Origin of the sequence: Mycobacterium colombiense (genome assembly GCF_001672755.1) — a bacterium.
Classification (GTDB): Bacteria; Actinomycetota; Actinomycetes; order Mycobacteriales; family Mycobacteriaceae; genus Mycobacterium; species Mycobacterium colombiense_C.
Map to the genome: position 1 here is coordinate 1 of NZ_LZKI01000050.1, position 23,579 is coordinate 23,579.

The 23,579-nt window shown below is 68.9% G+C and carries 22 protein-coding genes and 2 pseudogenes; 9 read left to right on the top strand and 15 right to left on the bottom strand.

The window, feature by feature from the left end:
• Positions 1-100: 100 nt before the first annotated feature.
• Positions 101-1,321 (top strand): annotated as a pseudogene (locus A5708_RS06620) (cation-translocating P-type ATPase); the annotation flags it as partial.
• A gap of 63 nt (positions 1,322-1,384) precedes the next feature.
• On the opposite strand, the gene A5708_RS06625 reads toward A5708_RS06620, so the two are convergent.
• Positions 1,385-2,947 (bottom strand): AMP-binding protein, encoded by a 1,563-nt coding sequence (locus A5708_RS06625; RefSeq protein ID WP_065027857.1) that lies wholly within the window; start codon positions 2,945-2,947, stop codon positions 1,385-1,387.
• Positions 2,937-3,833, bottom strand: coding sequence for an SDR family NAD(P)-dependent oxidoreductase (locus tag A5708_RS06630; RefSeq protein WP_419538308.1), 897 nt, complete (start codon positions 3,831-3,833; stop codon positions 2,937-2,939). The genes A5708_RS06625 and A5708_RS06630 overlap by 11 nt, the downstream gene beginning before the upstream one ends.
• Positions 3,834-4,134: 301 nt before the next feature.
• On the opposite strand from A5708_RS06630, the pseudogene A5708_RS06635 reads away from it, so the two are divergent.
• Positions 4,135-4,877: pseudogene (locus A5708_RS06635) on the top strand (cutinase family protein).
• Positions 4,878-4,898: 21 nt separating this feature from the next.
• Here the strand turns inward: A5708_RS06635 and A5708_RS06640 are convergent.
• From A5708_RS06640 to A5708_RS06655, 4 genes are all read right to left on the bottom strand, one after another.
• Positions 4,899-6,263 (bottom strand): aldehyde dehydrogenase family protein, encoded by a 1,365-nt coding sequence (locus A5708_RS06640; RefSeq protein WP_065027873.1) that lies wholly within the window; start codon positions 6,261-6,263, stop codon positions 4,899-4,901.
• A 35-nt stretch (positions 6,264-6,298) separates the two neighbouring features.
• Entirely contained in the window at positions 6,299-7,402 is a 1,104-nt protein-coding gene (locus tag A5708_RS06645) for an AMP-binding protein (protein ID WP_065027859.1), read from the bottom strand.
• Between the two features lie 157 nt (positions 7,403-7,559).
• Positions 7,560-8,324 carry an SDR family oxidoreductase gene (locus A5708_RS06650; protein ID WP_065027860.1) on the bottom strand — a complete coding sequence of 255 codons (765 nt, stop codon included), beginning with the start codon at positions 8,322-8,324 and terminating at the stop codon, positions 7,560-7,562.
• 149 nt (positions 8,325-8,473) lie between these two features.
• Positions 8,474-9,433 carry an oxygenase MpaB family protein gene (locus A5708_RS06655; protein ID WP_196772553.1) on the bottom strand — a complete coding sequence of 320 codons (960 nt, stop codon included), beginning with the start codon at positions 9,431-9,433 and terminating at the stop codon, positions 8,474-8,476.
• Positions 9,434-9,620: 187 nt separating this feature from the next.
• Between A5708_RS06655 and A5708_RS06660 the strand changes: the two genes are divergently transcribed.
• From A5708_RS06660 to A5708_RS06670, 3 genes are all read left to right on the top strand, one after another.
• Positions 9,621-10,250 carry a TetR/AcrR family transcriptional regulator gene (locus A5708_RS06660; protein WP_081292842.1) on the top strand — a complete coding sequence of 210 codons (630 nt, stop codon included), beginning with the start codon at positions 9,621-9,623 and terminating at the stop codon, positions 10,248-10,250.
• A 9-nt stretch (positions 10,251-10,259) separates the two neighbouring features.
• Positions 10,260-11,636 (top strand): adenylate/guanylate cyclase domain-containing protein, encoded by a 1,377-nt coding sequence (locus A5708_RS06665; RefSeq protein WP_065027862.1) that lies wholly within the window; start codon positions 10,260-10,262, stop codon positions 11,634-11,636.
• Between the two features lie 138 nt (positions 11,637-11,774).
• Complete coding sequence (locus A5708_RS06670; protein WP_065027863.1) at positions 11,775-12,521, top strand: methyltransferase domain-containing protein; 747 nt, start codon at positions 11,775-11,777, stop codon at positions 12,519-12,521.
• 11 nt (positions 12,522-12,532) lie between these two features.
• On the opposite strand, the gene A5708_RS06675 is transcribed toward A5708_RS06670, so the two are convergent.
• From A5708_RS06675 to A5708_RS06690, 4 genes are all read right to left on the bottom strand, one after another.
• Positions 12,533-13,525 (bottom strand): ATP-binding cassette domain-containing protein, encoded by a 993-nt coding sequence (locus A5708_RS06675; protein ID WP_065027864.1) that lies wholly within the window; start codon positions 13,523-13,525, stop codon positions 12,533-12,535.
• Between the two features lie 3 nt (positions 13,526-13,528).
• A complete protein-coding gene (locus A5708_RS06680) occupies positions 13,529-14,578 on the bottom strand; it encodes an ABC transporter permease (RefSeq protein ID WP_065027865.1) in 1,050 nt (349 codons plus the stop codon).
• Between the two features lie 48 nt (positions 14,579-14,626).
• The gene (locus tag A5708_RS06685) at positions 14,627-15,088 is read right to left on the bottom strand and encodes an SRPBCC family protein (RefSeq protein WP_065027866.1); all 462 of its coding nucleotides are present in this window, start codon (positions 15,086-15,088) and stop codon (positions 14,627-14,629) included.
• A 246-nt stretch (positions 15,089-15,334) separates the two neighbouring features.
• The gene (locus A5708_RS06690) at positions 15,335-16,030 is read right to left on the bottom strand and encodes an SDR family oxidoreductase (RefSeq protein ID WP_065027867.1); all 696 of its coding nucleotides are present in this window, start codon (positions 16,028-16,030) and stop codon (positions 15,335-15,337) included.
• A 148-nt stretch (positions 16,031-16,178) separates the two neighbouring features.
• On the opposite strand from A5708_RS06690, the gene A5708_RS06695 reads away from it, so the two are divergent.
• Complete coding sequence (locus A5708_RS06695; protein ID WP_065027875.1) at positions 16,179-16,769, top strand: CGNR zinc finger domain-containing protein; 591 nt, start codon at positions 16,179-16,181, stop codon at positions 16,767-16,769.
• 245 nt (positions 16,770-17,014) lie between these two features.
• Here A5708_RS06695 and A5708_RS27145 read toward each other — a convergent pair whose 3' ends face one another.
• Positions 17,015-17,179, bottom strand: a complete 165-nt coding sequence (locus A5708_RS27145) for a hypothetical protein (RefSeq protein ID WP_196772554.1) — start codon at positions 17,177-17,179, stop codon at positions 17,015-17,017.
• Between the two features lie 153 nt (positions 17,180-17,332).
• Positions 17,333-18,178, bottom strand: a complete 846-nt coding sequence (locus A5708_RS06700) for an SDR family oxidoreductase (RefSeq protein ID WP_065027868.1) — start codon at positions 18,176-18,178, stop codon at positions 17,333-17,335.
• A gap of 91 nt (positions 18,179-18,269) precedes the next feature.
• Between A5708_RS06700 and A5708_RS06705 the strand changes: the two genes are divergently transcribed.
• Positions 18,270-18,884, top strand: coding sequence for a PaaI family thioesterase (locus A5708_RS06705; protein ID WP_065027869.1), 615 nt, complete (start codon positions 18,270-18,272; stop codon positions 18,882-18,884).
• Between the two features lie 22 nt (positions 18,885-18,906).
• Here A5708_RS06705 and A5708_RS06710 read toward each other — a convergent pair whose 3' ends face one another.
• The 3 genes from A5708_RS06710 to A5708_RS06720 all read right to left on the bottom strand — a co-directional run bounded on the left by A5708_RS06710 (position 18,907) and on the right by A5708_RS06720 (position 22,052).
• The gene (locus A5708_RS06710; protein WP_065027876.1) at positions 18,907-19,671 is read right to left on the bottom strand and encodes a DUF2127 domain-containing protein; all 765 of its coding nucleotides are present in this window, start codon (positions 19,669-19,671) and stop codon (positions 18,907-18,909) included.
• 56 nt (positions 19,672-19,727) lie between these two features.
• The gene (locus A5708_RS06715) at positions 19,728-21,116 is read right to left on the bottom strand and encodes an MmgE/PrpD family protein (protein WP_065027870.1); all 1,389 of its coding nucleotides are present in this window, start codon (positions 21,114-21,116) and stop codon (positions 19,728-19,730) included.
• A gap of 78 nt (positions 21,117-21,194) precedes the next feature.
• Positions 21,195-22,052: a helix-turn-helix domain-containing protein gene (locus A5708_RS06720; RefSeq protein ID WP_065027871.1), complete on the bottom strand. Its 858-nt coding sequence runs from the start codon at positions 22,050-22,052 to the stop codon at positions 21,195-21,197.
• A gap of 126 nt (positions 22,053-22,178) precedes the next feature.
• On the opposite strand from A5708_RS06720, the gene A5708_RS06725 reads away from it, so the two are divergent.
• Positions 22,179-23,222 (top strand): zinc-binding dehydrogenase, encoded by a 1,044-nt coding sequence (locus A5708_RS06725; RefSeq protein WP_065027877.1) that lies wholly within the window; start codon positions 22,179-22,181, stop codon positions 23,220-23,222.
• On the top strand, positions 23,219-23,579 hold a 361-nt coding region (locus A5708_RS06730), incomplete at its 3' end, for a nuclear transport factor 2 family protein (protein ID WP_065027872.1). The genes A5708_RS06725 and A5708_RS06730, both read left to right, overlap by 4 nt.

Sequence of the window (23,579 nt, forward strand, 5' to 3'; positions counted from 1 at the left end):
GCCGCGCTGCGCCACGGCGAGCACACGCAGGCCCTGTTCGGCCAGGCCGTGCACCACCGCCTCGGCCCGCTCCTGGTCGGCTTTCGGGTCGGCGAACTTGCAGCGCGGCTGGAAGCACGACACCGACGACGACGACACCGACGCCGACGCCGTGGATGCGGCGGCGCAGAACCTCGAACTGCTCGGCTACGTCGGCCTGGCCGACACGGCCCGGGAATCCGCGCGCCCGCTGATCGAGGCGCTGGTGGACGCCGATCGCGACGTGGTGCTGATCACCGGCGATCACCCGATCACCGCGCGGGCGATCGCCCGGCAGTTGGGCCTGCCCCAGGACGCGCGGGTGGTGACCGGGGCCGAACTCGCCGGTCTCGACGAGGACGCATGCGCCCGGCTGGTCGCCGACGTGCAGGTGTTCGCCCGGGTCAGCCCGGAGCAGAAGGTGCAGATCGTGGGCGCCCTGCAGCGCTGCGGCCGGGTGACGGCGATGGTCGGCGACGGTGCCAACGACGCCGCCGCCATCCGGATGGCCGACGTCGGTATCGGGGTGAGCGGCCGCGGTTCGTCGGCAGCCCGCGGCGCCGCCGACATCGTGCTGACCGACGAGGATCTGGGCGTGCTGATGGACGCCCTGGTCGAGGGCCGCAGCATGTGGAGCGGGGTTCGCGACGCCGTCACGATCCTGGTCGGCGGCAACGTCGGCGAGGTGTTGTTCACCATCATCGGGACCGCCTTCGGCCAAGGCCGCGCGCCGGTGGGAACCCGTCAGCTGCTGCTGGTCAACCTGCTCACCGACATGTTCCCCGCCCTCGCGGTCGCGGTCACGTCGCAATACGTCGAGCCCGACGAAGCCGAGTACGAATCCGCCGAAGCCGCCGAAGAGGCGCGTCGCCTGCACCGCCGTGCGGTACTCACCGGACCCACGCCCTCGCTCGACGCCCCGCTGATGCGCCAGATCGTGACCCGCGGCGCCGTCACGGCGGCCGGGGCGACGGCCGCCTGGGCCATCGGGCGCTGGACGCCGGGCACCGAACGGCGCACGGCGACAATGGGTTTGACCGCGCTCGTGACGACGCAGCTGGCGCAGACGTTGCTGACCCGCCGGCACAGCCCGCTCGTGGTGGCGACCGCCCTGGGTAGCGCCGGCGTGCTGGTCGGCATCGTGCAGACGCCGGTGGTCAGTCAGTTCTTCGGCTGCACGCCGCTGGGGCCGGTGGCCTGGTCGGGTGTGCTGGGTTCGACGGCCGGTGCCACCGCGATCTCGGCGCTGGCGCCCAACTGGCTGGCCAAGCAGGTCGCCGCCCTGGAGCCCGGCGAGGAGTGAGCCGTCAGTCGGGCGACGGCGAGCGCCGTGTAGCGGCGCGAGTAAGGAGGCGGACGATCGTGTTCAGTCGGACAGTTCTTTGCGCAGCACCTTGCCGGTGGGGTTGCGGGGGATGCTGTCGACGACGTTGATGTCGCGGGGCTGTTCGAAGCGAGAGACCCGGCCCTTCAGGTACTCGCGCAGCTCGGCCACGTCGATCTCGCCGCCCGGCTGCGCGACCACGAACGCCGCCAGGCGCTGACCGAACCGTTCGTCGGGGACGCCGATGACCACGTTGTCGGCGATGGCGGGGTGCTGGGCGAGCGCGTTCTCGACCGCGCGCGGATACACGTTCTCGCCGCCGGAGATGATCATGTCGTCTTCGCGGCCGACGATGAAGAGCCGGCCCGCGTTGTCCAGGTAGCCCATGTCACCGGTGCTGGTCATGCCGTCCACGACGGCTTTCGCCGCGCCGTCGGTGTAGCCCTCGCTGGTCAATTCGCCACCGACGAAGATCCGCCCGGTGACCCGCGGCCCGACTGGCTTGTCGTTCTTGTTGAAGATGCGCACCGGGCACCCGACGACGGGCCTCCCGACGGTTTCGGGGGCTTCGCGCAGATCCGCCGGCGTGGCCAGCGCGCCGATGCCGACCTCGGTGGAGCCGTAGCCGTTGTAGAGGATGTCGCCGTAGGCGTCCATGAACCGCTGGCCCAGCGTGGGGTCGAGGCGGTCGCCGCTGGAGATCACCGTGCGCAAGTAGGGCAGCGGGTTTCGCTCCCGGACCTGCTCGGGAAGCTCCAGGATTCGCGCGAGCACGACCGGCACCGCGGTGAAGGCGTCGGCGCGGTGTAGCGAGGCCTGGGCCAGTGCCGCCTCGGCGTCGAACTCACGGCGCGTCAGGACGGTGCCCCCGAGCGCGAAGGTCAGCATCAGCATGCCCAGTCCCAGCCCGTGAAACATGGGCATTGCCACCGAGATTCGCGAACCGGTGCGCAACCGGGTGCGATCGAGGAGCGTCACCCACACGCCCACCGCCGAGCGCATCTGCGGTGTGCGCGGCACGCCCTTGGGCTTCCCGGTGGTGCCCGACGTCAGCAGCACGATGCGGCCGGGGGTGGCGACGGCCGGGCGCGCGCCCTGGTCGGTCCCGACGGTCGCCGGATCGACCGTGACGACCGAGTCGTCCGCACTCCGCACCCGCTCGGCGAATTCGGCGTCGACGACCACGGCCGAGATGCGGTGGGCCTCGACGGCGGACGCCAGTGCGTCGCTGCGGAACTCCGTGCTCATCGGCACGACGTCGGCGCCCAGCAGGGCCGCGGCGAAAACCCCCGCTAGGAAACCGCGTCCGTTGCGGCACATCACCCCGACCGCCTCCCCGGGTGCAGCGCCGTCGGCGGCAAGCCGCCGCGCCAGCGACTCCGTCGCTTGCTGCAGCTGGCGATAGGTCAGCGCGCCCTCGTCGTCGACGATCGCGGTGCGGTCAGGCCAACGGGCGGTGGTGACCGCCAGCAGCGTGTAGGGGTTGGTGCCGCCCCGGCGCACCTCGCGCAGGAGCCGGAAACCCGCGAGCGGCGCCGGCGGAGTGAGCAGACCCGAGCGCAGCAGGGCCCGGGCGGCGGTGGGGACCACGCGATCATTCGCCATCGTCGGCCTCGTCGGTGTCGGACTCGCTGAAGAACCGGCGATGCCACAGCCGCGCGGCGTAGTCGGCCGGCCCGGCCAGCAGCACCGAGGCCAGCTCGGCCGGCAGCACCCAGGGCGGCGCGATGGTGCGGGGCCGCTCGATGATCGCCTTGGCGATGGCGTCGGCCGCTTCGTCGGGCGACAGTCCCGGAAGGCTGCCCAGCAGCGGGGTGGGCGCGATCATCCGGGTGCGGACCAGCGCGAAGTAGACGGTGGTGACGTCGACGCCGTCGGTGTGCAGTTCCGGCGCCACGCTGCGCAGCCACCGGTCGAAGGCACCCTTGGACGCCTGATAGGCACCCCATTGCGGACCCGGAGCCACCCGCACGGCGACGCTCGACACGTTCACGATGTGCCCACTGCCGTTGCCGCGCATGGCCGGCAGCAGCCCGAGCAGCAGTCGCACCGGCCCCAGGTAGTTGATGTCGATGGTGCGCTGGAAGTCGTGCGGCCGGTCGTACTGGTCATGCAGCGAGCGGCGCAACGACTTGCCGGCGTTGCTCACCACGATGTCGAGTGGGCCGTGCTCCTCGGTGATCTGCTTGGTCAGGGTGCTCACCGCGGACTCGTCGGTGAGGTCGGTCGGGTAGGCGACCGCGCGACCCCCGCCGGCGTTGATCGACGCCGTGAGGTCGCAGAGCCGTTCCTCGGACCGGGCGACCACCAGGACGGTCGCCCCCGCGGCGGCCAGGCTGCGTGCGGTCGCCTCACCGATGCCGTAGGAGGCGCCCGTCACCAAGACGGTCTTGCCGAGGACGGTGCCCCGCAACTTGTCGGGGTCCGAGACCCGCGCCGGGTTGGCCACGTGGTCCGTGACCGTGTTCAGGGCCTGCGCTATTGCGTTCAACTTCGCTGCCGCATTCACTCGAGCCGCTTGCCGGGGTCGGCGGCTGCTTCACCGTGCCCGGGCTCGTAACTACAAGTAGCAGACCACATTGCAGTCCGGCCCCGCGCTCCGCCCCGGCCAAGACGGCCCCGGGGGAACTTCGGCGACGGGTGGGCGGAGGCCTCCCGAGCGCCCGCGCCGGATGAGCGCCGCGCACAACCAATCTCAGCCCGTCCGCATCAGCGGCGGTTATTTTATGAGAACACAGTAATTTCGGTGTTTCGGGTGTTTAGCGGGCGTGTTGGCTGGGCACAATGGCGGCATGATTGCGCGTCAATTAGTTCGTTCCCTCGGTTCAGCAGTAGTTCTCGCAGCGTCGGGCGTGGCCGTCTCGGCCTTGTCCACGTCCGTTATCCCCTCCGCCTCGGCCCAGTGTCCGGACGTGCAAGTGGTGTTCGCCCGCGGCACCGGTGAAGCGCCGGGCGTCGGCCCCACCGGTCAGGCCTTCGTCGATGCGCTGCACCAGCGCGTCGGGGGGCGGTCGTTCGATGTGTACCCGGTCAACTACCCCGCCAGCGACCAATGGGACACCGGCATCGACGGCATCAGAGACGCGGGCGCCCACGTCAATTCGATGGCCCACGACTGCCCCAACACCAAGATGGTGCTCGGCGGCTACTCGCAGGGCGCGGCCGTGATGGGGTTCGTCACCTCGGCCGCCGTTCCCGACGGCATCGACCCCAACACCGTTCCGAAGCCACTGCTCCCGACGTCGCAAGCCACGTCTCCTCGGTCGTGCTGTTCGGCATGCCCAACGTGCGGGCGATGAACTTCCTCAACGAGCCGCCCGTGGTCATCGGCCCGATGTACCAGGACAAGACCGTCAAGGTGTGCGCCACCGAGGACCCGGTCTGCTCCGACGGGATGAACTTCGCCGCGCACGACACCTACGCCGACGACGGCGCGATGATCGACAAGGGAGTTGCCTTCGCCTCCAGCCACCTGGGTACGGGTGGGCCCGGCGCGCAGTCGGTCGCGTCGCCGCACGGCGGCTTCGGAGAGTAACGGCCCGACGGGGATTCCCGGTCAATCCCTGATGAAGCCCTTGTTGCGCATCAGGGCGTCGGCCAGGAATCCGTCGTGCGGAATGTGCGATGCGTGCAACCACGTCGGGTGGTGTCCGCAGTAGACGTTACCGACGGTCGGCTCGGCGACCAGATCGTCGATCAGCGTCTCGTCCCCCGTGATCGCGGTGACGACGAGCGAATGCCGCAACGGCCGCACCCAATCCTCGCGCGTCCAGGCCGACACCCACACGCACGGGAAGGGAAGCTCCAGGTTGAGTGTGTCGACGTCGGGTTCGGCCAGCAGATGGACGGCGGGGCGCAACGCGGCATAGCCGTCCCCGAGATCGGCGACCACCTGATCGGCGCCGAGCAGTGGGATTGACCCGGCGGCCCTGGCGGCCAAGAAGTCAGCCAGGGCGCGCGCCTTCTCGACGGGCTGGGTGGGCAGGTTCGCCCGCTCGTCGTCGGTGGGTAGTGGCTCGATGGCCGCCAATCGTTCGGCGATCGCCCGGGCGAGAGCGGTGGGGTCGCCCTCGTAGAGCACCGCGGTGGTGTTGACGCACGCCATGCCGCCGTGGTTCGCGATCGAGTCGACGATGACGTCCAGATGGTCATGCCAGTCCCGGTCGGCGGTGATCAGGATCTTGGTGCGCCCCGGTCCGTTCACGAGCACCGCCGGATCGCCGGCGTACTTGTCGACGACGTTCTGGCCGCCGTAGACCATGGCGAGGTCGGCGGCCCGGATGATTTCACCGGCCCCGGCATGGTCGGTGGGCAGATAGACGGCGTCCTCGGCGCGAAACCCGGCCTGCCGCAGCGCGCACACCAGCCGATGCGCCGTCAGCGGTTCGCGCCGCGACGGGCGCACCGCGACCCGGTAGCCCAGCGCCAGCGCCTGGGGCCAGAGCCCATGGACGCCGGGGCCGTTTCCGGCCGCGTGCACCGCGAACACCTCCCCCCGGCGCACCCACAGCGCGCCGCCCGCGCGGGTGCGCTCGTCGCGCCAGTCCAGCGTCGCCCCCACGGGCTGAGCGGGCCGCACCGCATCGAACGCGCCGGCGACCGCGTCGGCCACGCCGCGCGCCCCGGCGTGGGTGATGGCGATCGGCATGCCCGAGATCCGGCCGGCCAACCCGACATAGGCCTCGAAATCCAGCCCGGCGATCACGCCACTGCCGAAGATGTCGGCGGCCCGGGACAGCGCCGCCGCGCGCTGGGCGAGCGGCAGCGGCGCGGCCTTGCGCTGCGCGCCCAGCGTGCGCGAAACGTAGAGCGGCGGAACCATGCTCAGCTCCGCGACGGCGAGGCCCGCGGTGGTGGTGATCACCTCGCGGTTGCGGGTCCGGTACTCGCCGTCGGCGCCGAGCGCGTCCAGCGCTACCAAACCGGTTGCGGCGCCGATGTTTTCACCAGCCACGCTCAGTACACGCCTTCGATGACGGATTCACCCTCGAAGGTGGACACCGGCCGCACCTCGCTGACCGAATCGCTGAGTTCGCCCGCCGGTCCGGGCATCCTGATCGCCAGGTCGCGCTCCAGGTTGTTCGGTATGAACATGCCCTTGCTGACGTGGTTCATCACCACCTGGCCCTGCCGCCCGTACGGCACCCGCTCCCCGGTGTCGGGATCGATCACCCAGAACACCACGTACGGGGTGCGCGGGTCGAAGACGAAGGCGTCGCCGTCGACGGTTCGGGTGACCGCCTGTGACAGCACCATGGTGCTGCCGAACGCCATGGTGATCGTGGTCGCGGGGAAGATGCCGCGCAGCAGGTCGAGGGTGTCGGCATCCACATGCGCGCCGCTGAGCAGCAGGTAGCGGATCTTGTCGTTGACCAGCTCGACCACCCGATCGTCGCGGGCCATGGCCTCCAGCAGCGGCGGGGTGGTGTGCAGGTTGGCGACGTGCTGGGTCTGCAACACGAAGGCGGCCTGCTCGACGACGTGGTCGACGTAGGCCGCCACGTCGGCGGCGGCGCCGCGGGCGGCGAGCTTTTTGACCCAGCGCGGATCGATGTCGATCGCGTGGAAGGCCGCGCCGAGCCGCTGCGACACCAGCCGGGAGAAGTAGCCGACGCCGTGCGGCCCGCTCGGCATCAGGCAGAGAAAGCCCTGGCCCTGCCGGAAGCCGCCCGTGGCGAAGTCCTCGGTTTGCCATTCGACGACCTGCGCGACCCAATCCGGCAGCTGCGCAGTGCGTTTCGGGGCGCCGGTGGTGCCGCCGGATTCGAAGATCTGGGGCACCGGTGGCACGGATCCCTGGGCGAGGTAACCGCGCGGAATGAGATCCTCCACTGGGACGCTGCGCAATTCGTTGACCAGGTTGGGAAACAACCGCAGATCGGCAAAGGTGTTGACGTCGGTCAACGGGTTGAAGTCCAGTTCGTCGGCGGTCCGCAACCAGAACGGCGACCCGGTGTCGTCGCCGAAGTGCCAGGCGATCGCGGCGCGCAGATAGGCCTCGGCATCCTCGACCGGTGCCGCTCGCGGGACGTCCAACAACGAGAAGTCGATTTCGGCCATGTCCTCGATCCTGTCCCATCGTGGACCGCTACGCCAGGACGCCGGGTTTTATCGCCTTATTTCACAAGGAGTTTCATCGGCGTGCACGCGGAGTTCAGCGTGCACGCCGATGAACGGAAGTGGCCGGGCAGCGCTGCAAGCGCGAACCGCCGGCGGCCTAACTGCCGAGCAGGGCGGTGATCGCCTCGTTGAAACGCGGATAGATGTCGTCGTAGGTGCCGTCACGTTCGGCGTACCGGAACATCTTGACGCGCTCCACCACGATCTCCTTGGCGTCCGGCTGCGTCTGCAGCAGCGTCATCGTCTCGGTGATGTAGTCCTCCAGCGGCATCGCCCGGGGGTCGAATCCCCGCTCGCCCTGCAGCGCGGTCTGCACGTGCGGCGGGATGATCTCGATCACCTGCACCGAGGTGTCACGCAGCTGGAACCGCAGCGATTCGGTGTAGGAGTGCAGCGCCGCCTTGGCGGCGCAGTAGGTCGGGGTGAGTGCGCTGGGCATGAAGGCCAGCCCGGACGTGACGTTGAGGATCGTGGCGTGCGGCTTGCGCAGCAGCGCCGGCAGCAGGGCCGAGGTCAGCCGGATGGGACCCAGGAGATTGACGACGATGCTCTGTTCGGCCAGGCCGACGTTGCTGCCGGTCAGGTCCTCGACCCGCTGAATCCCGGCGTTGTTGATCACCACGTTGAGGTCCGGGTAGTGGTCGGTCAGCTCGGTGGCGAATCGCCGGATGTCGGCGGGGTCACCCTGATCGAGCGGCAGGGTCCGCATGCCCGGGTTGGCCTCCGCCACGGCCCGCAGGTGGTCGCTGCGCCGGGAGGCGATGATCACCTGGTTGCCCAAGCGGTGGAAAGACTCGGCCAGGCCGCGGCCGATGCCGCTGCCGCCGCCGGTGACCAGGACGGTATTGCCGGTCATCTGCATCGCGGTTCTCCTTCGGGTCGCCCTGCCATCGGCTCGCTCGACCGGCGCATTCGGCCGACGTAGCGGAATGCCCCAATGCGGAGCCGGCTAACCACGATGCCCTATGCGCCCGCGCGGTGTCACGACAAACGCGGGCAACGAGTAATCCGTTACGCGGGGCGGTTGTGCAGCGGGCGCGGGTCGAGGCCGGCGCGCTGCCACGCCGCGGCCGCCCAGCTCGTGTAGAGCATGCGGACCGGCAGCCGGTTGAGTAGCGGGTTGAGTGCCCGGATGGCCGCGGCGACGCGCTGAAAGCGCTTCTCCTTCTTGGCGTCCCACTGCAGCTGGCACACCTCGCGCATCTGGGGCGGCAGCGTGCCGACCACGACCAGCCGGGTGTAGGCGTTCAGCGGCGCCGACAAGATCTTCCACACCGGCTTCGGAATCCGGCGCGGTCCGGGGATGCCCTTGCGGATGTAGCCGGTGCCGTACAGCACGGTCTTGTGCGGGACGAACCGGTCGAGCATTTCGTCCCAGTAGGCCAGGAAGTCGTCGTAGGTCTGCGGTTGTCCGCGGTCGCTGACGCCGTACAGGCCGTACCAGAGCTTGCCCTCGTAGAAGATCTGTTCCTTCTCCGCGCGCGACAGCCTGCGGATGAACGTGTCGGTGTTGTAGATGACCTGGTCGACGAAGCTGGCGTGCGCCCAGTAGAACAGCTCCGGATTCAGCGCGTGATACCTCGAGCCGTCGCTGATGGTGCCCTTGATCGTCTTGTGGAAGTCGCGCACCTTGCGCCCCCACTCGTGGGGTTCGTCGGAGTAGACCGTGTTCATCAGGGGCGGCGCGGTCCGTTTGGCCCGGCCCAGCGTGTCACTGAAGATCACGGAGTGGTCCAGGACGCCCTGGGCGAGCTGTTCGATGCAGTTCTCCACCCCGGCGGTGCGCTGGAATCCGAAGAGCTGAGTCCGGTTGTCCCCGTAGAACTTCCAGATCAACGAATCCGGACCCAGCCGTGGTGCGGTGTCGGCGGCGGCCTCGTCGTCGATCGGCATGGGCATCGCTTCGCGAACGCCGGTGTCGAACCGCGACCCCGCGCTCGGCGCGGTCGACTCGTCGTTCTGGGCGGTCATGCCCACCTCCTCGTCGCGCCGGGCGGAGCCTGCGTCCCACCGAACGTTGTGAACCAATGACACAAAGCCGTATCTTTGTTTCAGCAGCCTAGCAATCACTCGCTGCGGTTGCACATCGCGGGGCGGGTCCCGCCGCCCGAAATAGTCGGCAGTGACCCGCCGAGGAGTTGATACGATGCCGCCAATCATGCAGTCCGAACCGGGCTCTGCCAGTGCCGATGCACTCACCGATGTCGATCGCACGATCTTGGACACCGCGCGCAGCGTGTTCGAGACCTACGGCGTGCGCCGCGCCAACATCGACGACGTCGCCGCCCGGGCCGGGGTCAGCCGCAGCACCATCTACCGTCGGTTCCCAACCAAGGAGAACCTGTTCGCCCACGTGGTGCGGCGCGAGGCCGGGCTCTTCTTCAGCACCCTGGACCGGGCGACGACGGGCTGCGACCCGCAGCAGGCGGTGATCGAGGCGTTCGCGCTCGGGGTGCGCCTGGTGCAGGACTCGCCGCTGTATTCGCGGATCGCCGAAAGCGAGCCCGAGCTGTTCGGCATGTTCTCCCGGTCGCAGGCCTTCCCGATCCGTCAGTTCGCCGACGGCATCGCCCATACCCTGCGGCGGTGCGGCGCCGATTTGGCCGAGCCCGACCTGGACAACATCGCCGACATCCTGCTTCGCGTCGCCCTCGGCATCATCGTCTTTCCCACCGACCGGCTGGACACCTCGGACCCGGCCGCGGTGCGCGAGTACGCCGCGCGCTATCTGGTTCCGATCATCGAAAGGCGCGGTAACGGGCCGCGAATTGTCGGCGTCCTGCACTAGCCTTGAGCCGTGGCTGGGAGTTCTGCGGCTCCGCGGACCCGGTACGCCAGTTGCGGCGAGATCGACATCGCCTATCAGGTCTTCGGCGATGGGCCGATGGACCTGCTCATACTGCCGGGCCCGCTGATCCCGATCGACTGCGTCGACCTCGAGCCCTCGATGTACCGCTTCCATCGCCGGCTCGCGTCGTTCTGCCGGGTGATCCGCTTCGATCAGCGCGGGATCGGCCTGTCGTCCCGGGTTCCCACGCTGGACATGCTGGGCCCGGAATCGTGGGCGCAGGATGCGATCGCGGTCATGAACGCGGTCGGTTGCGAGCGAGCCACTGTCTTGGCCCCGGGTTTCACCACGCTGGCCGGTGTGGTTCTCGCCGCCGACCACCCCGATCGAGTGAACAGCCTGGTCATCGCCAACGGCGCGGCGCGCACGCTGCGGGGTCCCGACTACCCCATCGGCGCCGAGCTCGATGCCGCCGAGCGATTCACGTCGGTCGGCATGGAGCCGGACGCCGTCGAGCAGGGGTTCGACATGCTCGGCATCATCGCGCCGGCCGTGGCGAATGACGCCGCGTTCCGCTCGTGGTGGGACATGGCCGGCAACCGGGCCGCGTCACCGAGCATGGCCCGTGCATTCATCAACAAGGTCAGGGAGGGCGATGTCCGCGATCGCCTGCCTCGCATCGCCGTGCCGACGCTGATCCTGCATCGCGACAACCCCGGCTTCAGCCCCGTCGAGCACGCGCACTACCTCGCCGAGCACATCGCCGGATCGCACCTGGTCGAACTGCCCGGCGAGGACGCCCTGTACTGGGTCGGCGACACCGCGCCCATGCTCGACGAGATCGAAGAGTTCATCACCGGGGTGCGTGGCGGCGCCGACGCCGAGCGGCTGCTCACCACGATCATGTTCACCGACATCGTCGGCTCCACCGAGCGCGCGGCGGCCCTGGGGGACCACCGCTGGCTCGACCTGCTGGACAATCACGACAGCATCGTGCGCCACGAACTGCAGCGCTTCGGTGGCCGCGAAGTCAACACGGCCGGAGACGGATTCGTCGCAACGTTCAGCAGCCCGAGCGCCGCGATCGCCTGCGCCGACGCCATCGTGGACGACGTTCACGTGCTCGGCATCGAGGTGCGGGTCGGCATTCACGCCGGCGAGGTCGAGGTGCGCGGCACCGACGTCGCGGGCATGGCCGTGCACATCGCCGCGCGGGTGGCTGCGCTCGCCGGGCCCAGCGAGGTACTGGTGTCGTCCACGCTGCGCGACATCGTCACCGGCTCGCGGCACAGGTTCGGCGACCGCGGCGAGACCGCACTCAAGGGCGTGCCCGGTTACTGGCGGCTGTACGCCCTGGTCCGCGAGCACGCCGTCGTCCGCCGGTAACCCGGCCGACGATTCGCAGCGGTCGAAGCGTCGCGGGCCTCGGCGTAGGCTTCGGACGGGGACTTACCGGAGCCGCGGCTTCGCGGCTTTCCATTCGATTTCTGGCGTCTGGCTTGGCATTTGATCGAAGGAGTACGCATGACCGACGTGCACATCTCGCTGCCTCCCGCGCTCCGGCGAGCGCTGGACCTGCTCATCGACCCGCCGGCCGATCCCGACGTGAGCCGGGGTTACCTCGACCTGCTCGGCAGCGGCGCGGGCCAGGACGGCGGGGTCGAGAAGAACACCGGCCCGATCCAGGCGGCGTGGGCGTCACCGATCGGATCGATGCTCTACGACAACGCCCAAGCGCTTTCCCGGCGCTGGATCAGCGCGTGGCAACTGCCGCTGGAGTGGTTGGACGTTCCGCAGGGCGGCATCGCGCTGGACGTCGGCTCGGGCCCGGGTAACGTCACCGCCTCGCTGGCGCGTGCCGCCGGACCGGAGGGACTGGGCCTCGGCGTCGACATCTCCGAGCCGATGCTCGCCCGCGCCGTGCGCAACGAGGCCGGGCCGCAGGTCGGCTTCATCAAGGCCGATGCGCAACGACTTCCGCTGCGCGACAGCACTATTGACGTCGCGGTATCGACCGCGGTGCTGCAATTGGTGCCGGATCCGGCAATCGCCCTCGCCGAGATCGCGCGCGTGCTGCGGCCCGGCGGCAGGCTGGCCGTCATGGTCCCGACCGCCGGGCGGCTGGCCCGCTATTGGCGGCTGCTGCCCAATGTCGGGGCGCACGCGTTCAGCGACGACGAAATCGGCGATGCATTGGAGGACAACGGTTTTGCGAGCGTGCGTGTGAAAAACCTCGGCACGTTCCAGTGGGTGCGTGCCAAGAAGGGCTGAATCGCCACCAATCAGCCGCTGGCAAGCTCCCGGTGCTCGATCAGCTCGCCCAACCCCGAGACACCGAGCCGCTCACGGAACGCCTGGGCGGTGTAGCCGATGACGGTCACGTCGGTGCGTGCGCGCACCGTCGCCGAGCGTGGCATGTGAAACAGCACACCGATTTCGCCGAAGTAGTCGCCCGGTTTGGCCACCTTGACCAATTCCTCACCGCCGTCGGCCAATTCGCGCAGAATATCGAGTTCGCCGTCGGCGACGAGGTAGATCAGCTCGCCCATCGTGCATTGCTCGAACAACACCTCACCGGCCTTCAGCCGCACGGTTTCAGGCGGTCGATTCGTCGACGAGATCGCCGGCGCCATCTCGACGACACGGTCGGCCAGCGGAAGCATCCGGCTGTCGTGAGTGGCCACGACCACCACGCGGTCACCCTGCGCAAGCGAGCGGATTAGCCGTAGCACCTCCTCCACCTGGATGAAGTCGAGGTGAGCGGTCGGTTCGTCGGCGAGGACCAACATCGGATCCAGGGCGATCGCGCGGGCGACCGCGACGCGCTGCTGTTGGCCGCCGCTCAGGTCACCCGGGCGGTGTTTCATTCGCTCTTCGAGGTTGACCCTGGCCAGTAGTTCCTCGGCGCGCTTGCGTGCGGTCGCGCGCGAGTTACCGGCCGCGCGCAGCGGAACCATCACGTTCTCCAGCGCGGTGAGGCTCGGCACCAGGTTGAACGCCTGGAACACGATGCCCACCTTGTCGCGCCGGTAGTGCGCCAGTGCACCGCCTTCGAGCTTGGTGACGTCGATGCCATCGAACTCGACAACCCCGGACTTCGGCCGCAAGATGCCGCCGAGGCAGGACAACAATGTCGTCTTCCCGCAGCCGCTGGGGCCGAGCAGGATCACCAGCGACCCGGCCGCCACGTCGAGGTTCAGCCCGTTGATCGGGCGGACCGCGTACCCACCGCTGGAATATTCAACGACAAGGTCCTTGATACTCAGATCGCTCATCGCTCAGGGACCTCCGAATGCGAGCGCCGGATCGACGGCGACCGCGCGCCGGAATCCGGCGAGGCTGGCCAGCAGACCGATCACGATCGCTGCGAGCGGTATCGCCACATAAGCAACGGCGGGGACGACGACGAGCATCGGGAACACCGGTGCGAGCAAGAACGAGAACACAACGCCCAGCGCCGCCGCCAGCAACGCGACGATCACCGCCTGCAGCGCGAGCCCCGCCAGGATCGACCGGGTCGACACGCCGATCGCCTTGTACACCGCGAAGTCACGCAGCCGCTCGAGCGCGGACAGGTAGACCACCGATCCGACGATCAGCACCGCCACCACCGACATCATCGCGGCCACGATCGAGATCGCGCCCATGGCGACGTGCTCGGGGCGCAGCAGGTCGTTGACACCGGCCGTCCGGTCGGCCAGTTGGTAGCCGGCCGGGACGTGCTGCGGGGTGCCCTTGATCGCGATCGATGTGACCGTCGGCTGACCGTTGTATGACAAGCGCTGCAAGCCCTGCGTGGTCAGGAAAATGTTGGGAGTCTTGGCCAGTGCCGTGGAGTTGGGCACGATGCCCACAATCCGCAGCGTGCGCGCACCGACCGTCAGGTCCTCCCCCACCTGTCGGCCCAGGGTGCTGGACACCGCGACCTCGTCCGGCGTCGAGGGCGGGCGGCCCTGCGACACGTGCGGCATGCCCGGTCCGCGCTCCGGCGCCCCGAACGCGGTGACGCTTCGTCGCGACGTGCCCTCGACGACCGTCGTCGCCGCACAGGCCAGTGGCGCCGCAGCGGTGACGCCGGGCGTGGCGGCCACCAGGCTCAATTCAGCTTCGGCGAATGGCGTGGCACCCAGGAGCGGTCCCGCGGCGCCGGACTTGATCACGAACGCGTCGACCCCCATCGAGTCGACCGCGCGCTCGGCCTCGACTCGAAAACCGTTGCCCAGCCCGATCATGACCAGGGTCATGGCGAAAACCAGCCCGGTGCTGATGATCGCGATCACCAGGCGCCGCCTTCGCCACTGCATGTCCCGCAATGCTGCGAACAGCATGGGTGAGACGTTACCGACCCGCACGCATCCCGGGGCCGGGTTTGACCGCTACTTGTCGAGGTCTTGGGCGAGCTGGGCGAGCCGGTCCATCGACTCGCGCAGCATGTCGGCCGTCGTCGCGCGGGCGCGCTCGAGGCGGGTGGCGTCGGCCAGCTCCGTCCAGTCGTAGGTGTGGGTCACCGTGGTGAGCTCGGCGTTGACCGGACTGAGCTCCCAGCGCCACAGGTGGCCCGGTGGCTGCTTGCCGGGTTCGGCTGGGCGCCAAGCGATCTTGCTGCCCTCGACGAACTCGGTGACGTGGTTCTCCCGCACCGCGCCGTTGGTCAGTGTGGTCTTGAAGATGTCGCCGACCCGATGAACGCGCTGGCCGCCGGCGGCCGACGCCAGGTTGTTGTTGCCGTCCCAGCTCGGCTGGCACGACGGGTCGGCGATCAGCTCGAAAATCCGGGCGGCGTTGGCCGACATCACGCGGGTGGCGGTCACGACGCGATCGAGTTCCATATCCGACATGGTGCTATCCAAACACGACAGGTCGGCCGGTGCGCCGATGACTTTGGGCCGGGCCGTAGAGGACCTTTGGCCGTCGCCGCACCGGCGCGCGCGTGCGACGGTGGTCGTGCCGGGACCACCCGGTGGTCTGTCCGAAGTGCAGAGAGCCTAGTCCGGGCTCCGACCAAGTGAGCCACCGCAAGGGCCTGCTTGACCCACCGTCACACGGGGTTCTGCCTTCGGACAGACCCTCAAGCCTTTAGCCGTTCACCCCATTCGGGGCAGCGCCTCGATCGGTCCGGACAGCGCCGCCTTGACGTAGCGGGTGTCATCGTCGGCCAGCACCTCGGTGTCATCCGCCTCGATGCCGTCGACAATCGCGCGCGCCACCTGGCGCGGGTCGTTCTTCGGTGCGTCGAAACCGGTGGTCATCTCGGTGTCGGTGAAGCTGAGGTGCGCGGCGACCACCAGGGTGCCCTGCTTCTCGAGCTCGACGCGCAGCGAATTCGTCGTCGACCACAGCGCGGCCTTGGAGTCGCCATACCCGCCGGATCCGGGCATCCACGACAGGATCGAGGCGACGTCGACCAGCGCGCCGCCGCCGTTGTCGGCCAGGACCGGGGCGAACGCCTTGGCGACGCGCAGCGCGCCGAAGTAGTTCGTCTCGAAAACCGCCCGCACCTCGTCGATGTCGCTGGTGAGCAGGCTCCGGGCGCCGAGCACACCGGCGTTGTTGATGACGATGTCGGCGTCCGATGCCGTGACCGCCAGCGCGGCAACCGAATCGGCGTCGGTGACCTCCAATTCGACGCTGACCACCCGCGGGTCGGAACTGGGCTGCGGCGCCCGTGCGGTGGCGTAGACCTTGGCCGCGCCGCGTTCCAACAACTCCGCCACGATGGCCTTGCCGAGCCCGCGCTGCCCACCGGTGACTACCACCGTCGACCCATTGACGTTGACCATGATCTCGCTCCTTCGACTTAGGCAAAACAATTTTGCTTGCGTCACGGTAATTGACCCGTTCGACATAGTCAACTATTATTAGTCTATGTCATTCCCGTGGGTTGCGTCACAGCGATACGGGTGCGCCGCGGCACCCGGGGGCTTGGGCCTGGTCCAAGACTTCCTGAACACGAGGGCCATCGAGGGGTATGGGCCCGACCTGTTGGCCGCTCCGGCGCTCGCCGCCGGCTGGGCGGCCGCCGCGGTGCGGGCGTGGTCGGCCGCACGCGGCGCGGACCTGGAGCCCCCCGATCTGGGCGACCCGGATCTGGCCAGGCTTCGCGCCATGCGTGCCGGCATCGAGCGGCTGGTGGACGGCGAACCGCCAAATTGGCGCGGTCCCGGCGGTGTTCCGGCATCCTTCGCGCTCTCCGAGTCCGGTGTGGTGCGGCTGGATCCCGCCGGCAGCGGCTGGCGCTGGCTGGCGTCGGCGCTGTGGGGCGAGATCCTGTTGAGCCAGCACGCCGGCACCTGGCGGCGGATCAAGCGCTGCCACAACCACCGGTGCGGGTCGGCGTTCTACGACCGCTCGAAGAACAACAGCGGGGTCTGGCACGACGTCAAGACGTGCGGCAACGCCGTCAATCTGCGGGCCTCCCGGGCCCGGCGGCGCGAACGCGATCGTGTGGCGGCGTCAGGCGTTCCGCCAGAGCAGGCGGTACCGGTAGTAAAGCCCTCGTCGGATGCGGGCCCCCGGTAGGACGTCTTCGGCTGCCCGCCGGATCTCGGCCAGGCTTTCGTGGGGATGCCGGGTCGACGTCGATCCCCAGCACGCTGCGTGACACCGCGGCTAGCCGCGCGGCCAACAACCCCTCCCCGCGAACGTCGCCCCGGTGCCGGCAGGCGATGTCGACCAGCCAGGGGTGATAGGCGGTGTTGTGATTCCAGTACTCGTCGCGCTTCGCGTCGTCGTCCACCGTCGACCCAGTCTGCCCGACCGGGCCGTCAGCAGCGTTCGACGCCTTTGCGCATCAGGCGTGGGCCCGGGTCCACCGGTCGCCGCCCGCTTCTGAGCACCGCGTGCACTACATCGAAGGCACGCGCCTTCAATGGCGCGACCACGTCGAAAGTGGCGGGAGCCTGGCTGACCCAGGCCGGAAGTGTTGCCACGATGTATTCCTTTGTTCTTTCGGCATGTGCGCCGACTCATTCAATTGCACCGCAGCCGTTTTACGAGGGCGCCGCGCCGCGGTAAACGTCACGAAAAGCCGACTGTGGTGTACGGCACATCCGTGACGCAACGAAAGACACGCAACAGTGCGGCTAGTGAAAACCCTTGAACCTGCGCAGATAACCGGGCAATCGGTGTGCCGGTAGTGCCTTCGGCCAGTCATCGGGGCGGAAATACGCGTCGGTACCGCCGTCAACGAATACTACACTGCCGCACAGAAAGTCCGCGGCGTCCGACAGCATGAAGCACATCCATTCGGCCATGTGCCCTGCGTCACCGAAGCCGCCCACGGGGACGGGAAACGACCGGACGGCCTTGCCCTGCCTCGGGTCCGACAACTGCTCCTGCAGCAGCGGTGTCATGATCGCGCCCGGAGACAGCGCGTTCAGGCGCACGCCCGCCCCGGCCCACTCCGGACGCACCGCGTGTCGCCGCACCCAACGGCTGACCGCGATCTTGGACGCCCCGTACATCATTGTCGGCGCGGCCGGACCCAATAGCCGCACCGTTCGCACCGCCTTGTCGCCGTCGTGGGCAAGCAACGCTTTGACCGCACGCCGCGGCACGGCGGGTATGGTGGTCGTCGAATTACTGCCGACGACAACCACTTTCGCGCGGTCGGCGGCAACCAGCGCGGCACGCCAGGCGGCGAGCAATTCGACGACCCCGAAATAATTGACCGCAGCGATCTGGCGGACGCGGTCGCGGCCGGGGCTGGGGCCCAAGCCGGCCGCCAGGACGGCACCGTCGAGCCTGCTGCCCGAGAGCTCCAGGACGCGGTCGGCCGCCGCCGTACGCCCGTCGGGCGTCGACAGGTCGGCGACCACGTCGGCGTCCTTGATGTCGACACCGATGACGCTGTGCCCGTTGTCCCGAAGACGCCGGGCGGTCTCGCGGCCCATCCCGGAAGCCGACCCGGTAATGGCATAGGTCCCCATTGACTCCTCCGTTCTCTGGGCAGTATGCCCGGGCAAGGGGCCGCTCCGACGGGCGCGGCCCACCCAGTGGACGCACTGTTAAGTTGCCAAGATGCATGACCAGACGCCCTGCATCGATTTCAGCCAGCTCGAGTCGGTTTACGCGCCGCTGGCCGAATCGGTCCGCCGGCTCCTCGACATCAGCATCCGCACCGAAGCCGGGCCGACGGCCGTGGCGGCGGCGATAGCCAGAATCGACAGTGCGACAGACGAATTGAGCGACGAGCTGCTACCCGGTCCGTTCGGCGTGCGCCGCACCCCCGACGGCCAGACCATTGCGTGGGGCAACGCCGTGGTGGGACTGCGGAACCCGCTGGCGCCGCCGCTGGTCATCCATCACGATCCCGATGGCCTGGTGTGGTCGGAGTTCGTGCTCGGCGCCGCCTATGAAGGCCCGCCGGACACCGTTCACGGCGGGGTGTGCGCCCTGGTGCTCGATCATGTGCTCGGCGCGACGGCCCACCAGCCCGACAAGCCCGCGTACACCGGCACCCTGACCCTGCGGTACCGGCGGCCCACGGCGCTGGGCCGGCGACTGCGGGCGGAGGCTCGCGTCGACCGCGTCGACGGGGTCAAGATCTTCGCCGTCGGCCACCTGGCCGACGAGGACGGCGTCACCGTGGAAGCCGAGGGCGTCTTCATCCAGCCCAAGGACACGCGGGCATGATCGCCTGCGCCAAGGGGATGGGTCAGCGCGCCGCCGCGGCCTTCTCGACGTCGAGCAGCTGCTCGCCGCGCCGTTCTTCGTCGTAGGCCTTGCGTCCGCCGCGCAGCCCGAAAAGTCGTTTCGAGACCAGCAGGTAGATCACCGCGGCGACGTTGATGGCGAAGGTCACCGCCCGCGTCATCGTGATGCCCTTAGCCAGGTCGTGGATCTCGAGTGGCAGGAAGACCGAGGTGGCGATCACCGCGAAGTATTCGCCCCAGCGCTTCAGCAGCCAGAGGCCGACCCCCTCGACCACCTCGATCAGCGCGTACCCCACCAGTGCCAAGGTCAGCAGGACCAGGGTGGACGGCTTGGCGGCCAGCGCCTTCTCCAGCTCGTGCACGATGGTCATCTGATCGACCTTGAATCCGGCGGCGCGGAAGATCGGCAGGTCGCGATCGAGGGTGGCCTGGATGGCGCCGCGCGCCCCGCGGAACTTCCACACCGCGTACGCGGCCAGGGCGATCACCACCGCCCGGAACAAGCGTTCCACCGCCAATGCACGAATGATGATGGCCTGGCGTAAGGCCTTGCCGCGCATGATCATCGGCGCATCTTCCGCGCGGCCGCGTCCATGGGGCTCGCCGACGGTGAATTCACCGCACCGCAAGCAGCGCCACACTTCGCCCAGCCCGGTCTTACCGCTCAGCCGGTCGGCGAGGGACTTGTCGTCGGGTGCATAGGTGACGTGGCCGGCGAGGGCGCAGGTGATCAGCTCCCACCGGTTGTGGCGGTGTTCTTTCCCCATGGCCGGATCATTCATGGCGGGCGGTCGGCCACGCAAGGGGGCGCGCACGATGTGCGTCAGAAGCGCGGCTCGCTGCGCGCGCACCGGGCAGTGGGAAGCACCGCCCCGAGGAGCCCGGTGACCTCGGCGACTCCGATGTCGTCGAGCCGGGCCACCGCGGCGACGATGTCGTCACGCAGCGGCTCGTCGCAGAAGGGTTCGGCGAGCCAGCCGAACTTGTCCACGACGCGTTCCCAGGACATCGGACGGGTGGGTGATCCCTCGTAATCCGACTGCTCGCGGCTGAACTCTCGCCCGTCCTTCGCGATCACATGCACGCGCGCCGCTGTGCGTTGCGGATAGTCGGCGGTCAGATCGTCGGCCGCGGTGATGTGCACTCGCGACAACAGGTCCCGGACGTCGGTTCGCAGAACACGTTGGTTCTCAAGCTGTTCGGGGCCGACGCCGCCGTCGAGCAGGGCGACCGCCGTCAGGTACTTGAGGTTGTAGTCGGCCTGCTCCTTGGTGGTCGGATGTTCTTTGTCGCCGTAGGCGCCCCCACCGGCGAAGTCGTACGCCCCCTGAAAGACCTCGAGGACCACCCGCGCGACATCCGCACCGCGCAGACCGTTCTCGGACCGGACGGCCAGCACCGCGTCGATCACGACCTGGCCGTGGATGAGCGAGCAGTACTGCTTCAGGTAGGTCTGCTCGACGCAGCGCAGGCTTCGATCGCCGGTGTGCAGATCGATGGGCTGGTCGAACAGCTGCACCAGCCCGTGCGGGCCCTCGAACAGCGACTTGGGGCCGGTGATGCCGCGCGCGGCCAGCATCGTTGTGTACACGGCCCGCATGCCGGTGATCGCCGGCGAGATGCCCTTCCAGTTCGACACCGGTTCGGCATGGACCGTCGCCAGCGACACGTTGTCGGCCGCGGCGGCGGCGATGGCGTTGGCGGTCTGTTCGGCGCTCAGTCCCAGCAGCTTCGCACTACCCGCGGCAACCGACATCGACAGCTGCAGCGCGTGGTTCAGCCCGCGCGCCATCACGGGAACCTGTGCGCTGAACCGGCATTGGATCTCGTATGCGACCGCCAGCGCCAGCAGGAAGTCGGCCCCGCTGGCCCCGATGTGATCGGCCACGGCCAGCACGGCGCCGAGGTTGTCGGCGGGATGGCAGAGCCCGCCCACGGTCAGATAGGTGTCGAGCAGATCGGGATAGCGCACCAGCACGGCGTTGAAGAACGCGGCCTGGTCCACCGACGCCCGCCCGCCGCCGACCAGGGTGGCCGTGGGGGCGCCACCGAACTGGGCGGTGTGGTCACGGATCGTCGGGATGAGTTCCCCGTCCAGCGAGCCGACCGCGCACGCGAGGCTGTCGAGCACGTTGCGTTTCATCAGTGCGCGCGACTGCCCGGTCAGATCCGCCTGCCGCGCGCCGACGACGAATTCGGCCAGCTCGTCCACAACGTAGTTATGTGCCACCACTTTTCGCCTCCCAGGCGAGGCTACCCGGCGCAGCGGCCCGATCATGTGTGCGATGCGCTACAAGGCGGTGTCGATCTGCGGTTGCGATCCGCTGAGTGCGGCCGTCTCTTCGGTCAGGTGTTTCCCGATGTCGCGGATCTGTCGCGCGCTCAGCGCGCAGAGCGGGTGCACGGCCACCATCAGGGCAACGCGTCCCCGTTCGTCGAAAACCGGCGCGGCGATGGTCACCACCGGCTGCTTGCGCCGCCCCGGGTTGTCGTCGGAAAGAAACCCGATGGTGGTGAACTCGACCAGCAGCTGGTCCATGATGTGGCGCACCGGGGTCGGCATCTCGCTGCTGTCCAAAGTGCCGACCACCTGCACCGCCTGCGCGAGCGCCGGCGTTGTCCAATCGACGTCGAAGCCCCGTTCGCGCGTGTGCGCCAGCACCTGTTGCAGGCGCTGGGCCCGGTCGGCATTGTCACCGGCGCCCCGCCGGATCCATCCGCGTTGTTCCTCCTCGGTATCCCAGGCCGCCATCGCCACGCCGAACGGCGGCGCGTACGGGATGCGATCACCGGGAATGCCCGACGGCTGCGTGGCCGGTTCACCCTCAAACGCAGTGACCACCAAGGAGTCACCGAACTTCTCGACCACCGAACAGGCGTAGCCGACTTCCCGGGACAGCCGCAGCGCCGCGGACCGCGCCGCATGCGCGAGCGGCCGGGCGGTGTCGGTGCGGGCGGCCACCACGGCCAGCGCGGGGCCGAGCGCGAACGTCTTCGCGAGCGGATCGCGGCTGGCCCACCCGCGGTCGCACAGCGTCTTGAGGATCGCGTGCGCGGTCGCCTGGGTGAGATCCAGTTCGCGCACCACGTCGGAGAAGCGCAGCCGCGCGTTTCCGGACCGCGCCAGCAGCTCGACGACATCGAGCACGCGGGCGGTCGGCGCTGACGTCGAACCGCGAATCGCTTGACTCCTTTACGACGGCGTTTCTACAGTTGTACGAACATTCGAGATCATATATCGATTATTCGAGAAAGCTTAACGCATTTGCGCGCGGTGGTGTTGCGAGACGGCCGGTTACAGGTCCGCGAGACGCCGGACCCCGAACCTGGGCCGGGCGAGTTGTTGCTGCGCACGTTGAGCACCGCGATCTGCGCGTCCGACGTGCATTTCATGGATCATCCCGAGCTCGCCATCGACGACCCGACCGGCCGCTCGCTGTACGACACCAACCGCGACATCGTGCTCGGCCACGAATTCGTGGGCGAGGTCGTCGGGCACGGGCCGGGCTGCACCGACCAGTTCGCCGTCGGTACCCGCGTGACTGCCATGCCGGTGCGCCTGGTCGACGGCGGCGCGGGCGGAATGCGCATCATCGGTCAGCATCCCGAGGCGCAGGGCAGTTTCGCTGAGCTGCTGGTGGTTTCGGAGGTGGCGGCCAAGCCCGTCCCCGGCGAGGTGTCCAGCGACGCCGTGGCTTTGACCGACGCGTTCGCCGTCGGCGAGTTCTACGTGCGCTCGGCGCAGCTGCAGCCCGGCGAGATCCCCATCGTCATCGGTGCGGGAGCGATCGGGCTCTCGGCCGTCGCGGCCCTGGCCGGCCGTGGCATCGAACCCATCGTCGTCGCCGACTATAAGGCCGACCGGCGCCGGCTGGCCGGTGAGCGCTTCGGCGCGCACGTGTTGGTCGACCCGGGCGAGAAGGCGCCGTTCGAGGCGTTCAACGAGGTGCGCGCGCAACGCGGATTGCCCGGGCCGGCAGTCGTATTCGAATGCGTGGGCGCGTCCGGGCTGATCCAGAAGTTGGTCGAATCCGCCGAAATGGGCACCCGCATCTACTGCGCCGGCGGCTGGTACACCGGCGACACCCTGGACGTCACCACCGCCACCCGCCAAGGCGTCACCATCCAGTTCGGCGGCGGTCCGCACCCGCAGGACTGGTACGGCACACTGGACGCCATCGGGGCGGGGCTGCTGGACCCGCTGCCGAGCGTCGGCAAGATCATCGGCCTCGACGACGTGCCCGAGGCCCTCGATCAGGCCCGCAGGTCCGACGGCCCGCCCCGGATCGTCGTCCGCCCGAATGGAGACCGCTCGTGAGCGAACGCGATGACCGCCAGGACATCTCCGAACTGCTGGTGCGCTATGCCACTGGGATCGACCGGCGCGACTGGCCGCTGTTTCGCACCGTCTTCACCGACGACTGCCAACTGGACTACGGCGAGATCGGCACCTGGAACGGCGTCGACGCCGTCGCCGACTTCATGGAGCAGGTGCACGCGCTGGCGGGACACACGATGCACCGCCTGACCAACCAGGCCATCAACCTCGACGGCGACAAAGCCACGGCACGCACCTACATCGACGGCCTGATCATGGCCGGCGACAACAACTCTGGCGTCAACGCGATCGGGTTCTACGACGACGACATCGTGCGCACGCCGGTGGGGTGGCGCA

What these genes read in the sequence shown, in the direction of transcription:
- A5708_RS06625 (WP_065027857.1), bottom strand. Translation starts at nt 2,947, where the DNA reads ATGGCGAATGATCGCGTGGTCCCCACCGCCGCCCGGGCCCTGCTGCGC.
- A5708_RS06645 (WP_065027859.1), bottom strand. Translation starts at nt 7,402, where the DNA reads ATGGCCGAAATCGACTTCTCGTTGTTGGACGTCCCGCGAGCGGCACCG.
- A5708_RS06650 (WP_065027860.1), bottom strand. Translation starts at nt 8,324, where the DNA reads ATGCAGATGACCGGCAATACCGTCCTGGTCACCGGCGGCGGCAGCGGC.
- A5708_RS06655 (WP_196772553.1), bottom strand. Translation starts at nt 9,433, where the DNA reads ATGACCGCCCAGAACGACGAGTCGACCGCGCCGAGCGCGGGGTCGCGG.
- A5708_RS06660 (WP_081292842.1), top strand. Translation starts at nt 9,621, where the DNA reads ATGCAGTCCGAACCGGGCTCTGCCAGTGCCGATGCACTCACCGATGTC.
- A5708_RS06670 (WP_065027863.1), top strand. Translation starts at nt 11,775, where the DNA reads ATGACCGACGTGCACATCTCGCTGCCTCCCGCGCTCCGGCGAGCGCTG.
- A5708_RS06675 (WP_065027864.1), bottom strand. Translation starts at nt 13,525, where the DNA reads ATGAGCGATCTGAGTATCAAGGACCTTGTCGTTGAATATTCCAGCGGT.
- A5708_RS06680 (WP_065027865.1), bottom strand. Translation starts at nt 14,578, where the DNA reads ATGCTGTTCGCAGCATTGCGGGACATGCAGTGGCGAAGGCGGCGCCTG.
- A5708_RS06685 (WP_065027866.1), bottom strand. Translation starts at nt 15,088, where the DNA reads ATGTCGGATATGGAACTCGATCGCGTCGTGACCGCCACCCGCGTGATG.
- A5708_RS06690 (WP_065027867.1), bottom strand. Translation starts at nt 16,030, where the DNA reads ATGGTCAACGTCAATGGGTCGACGGTGGTAGTCACCGGTGGGCAGCGC.
- A5708_RS06700 (WP_065027868.1), bottom strand. Translation starts at nt 18,178, where the DNA reads ATGGGGACCTATGCCATTACCGGGTCGGCTTCCGGGATGGGCCGCGAG.
- A5708_RS06705 (WP_065027869.1), top strand. Translation starts at nt 18,270, where the DNA reads ATGCATGACCAGACGCCCTGCATCGATTTCAGCCAGCTCGAGTCGGTT.
- A5708_RS06710 (WP_065027876.1), bottom strand. Translation starts at nt 19,671, where the DNA reads ATGGGGAAAGAACACCGCCACAACCGGTGGGAGCTGATCACCTGCGCC.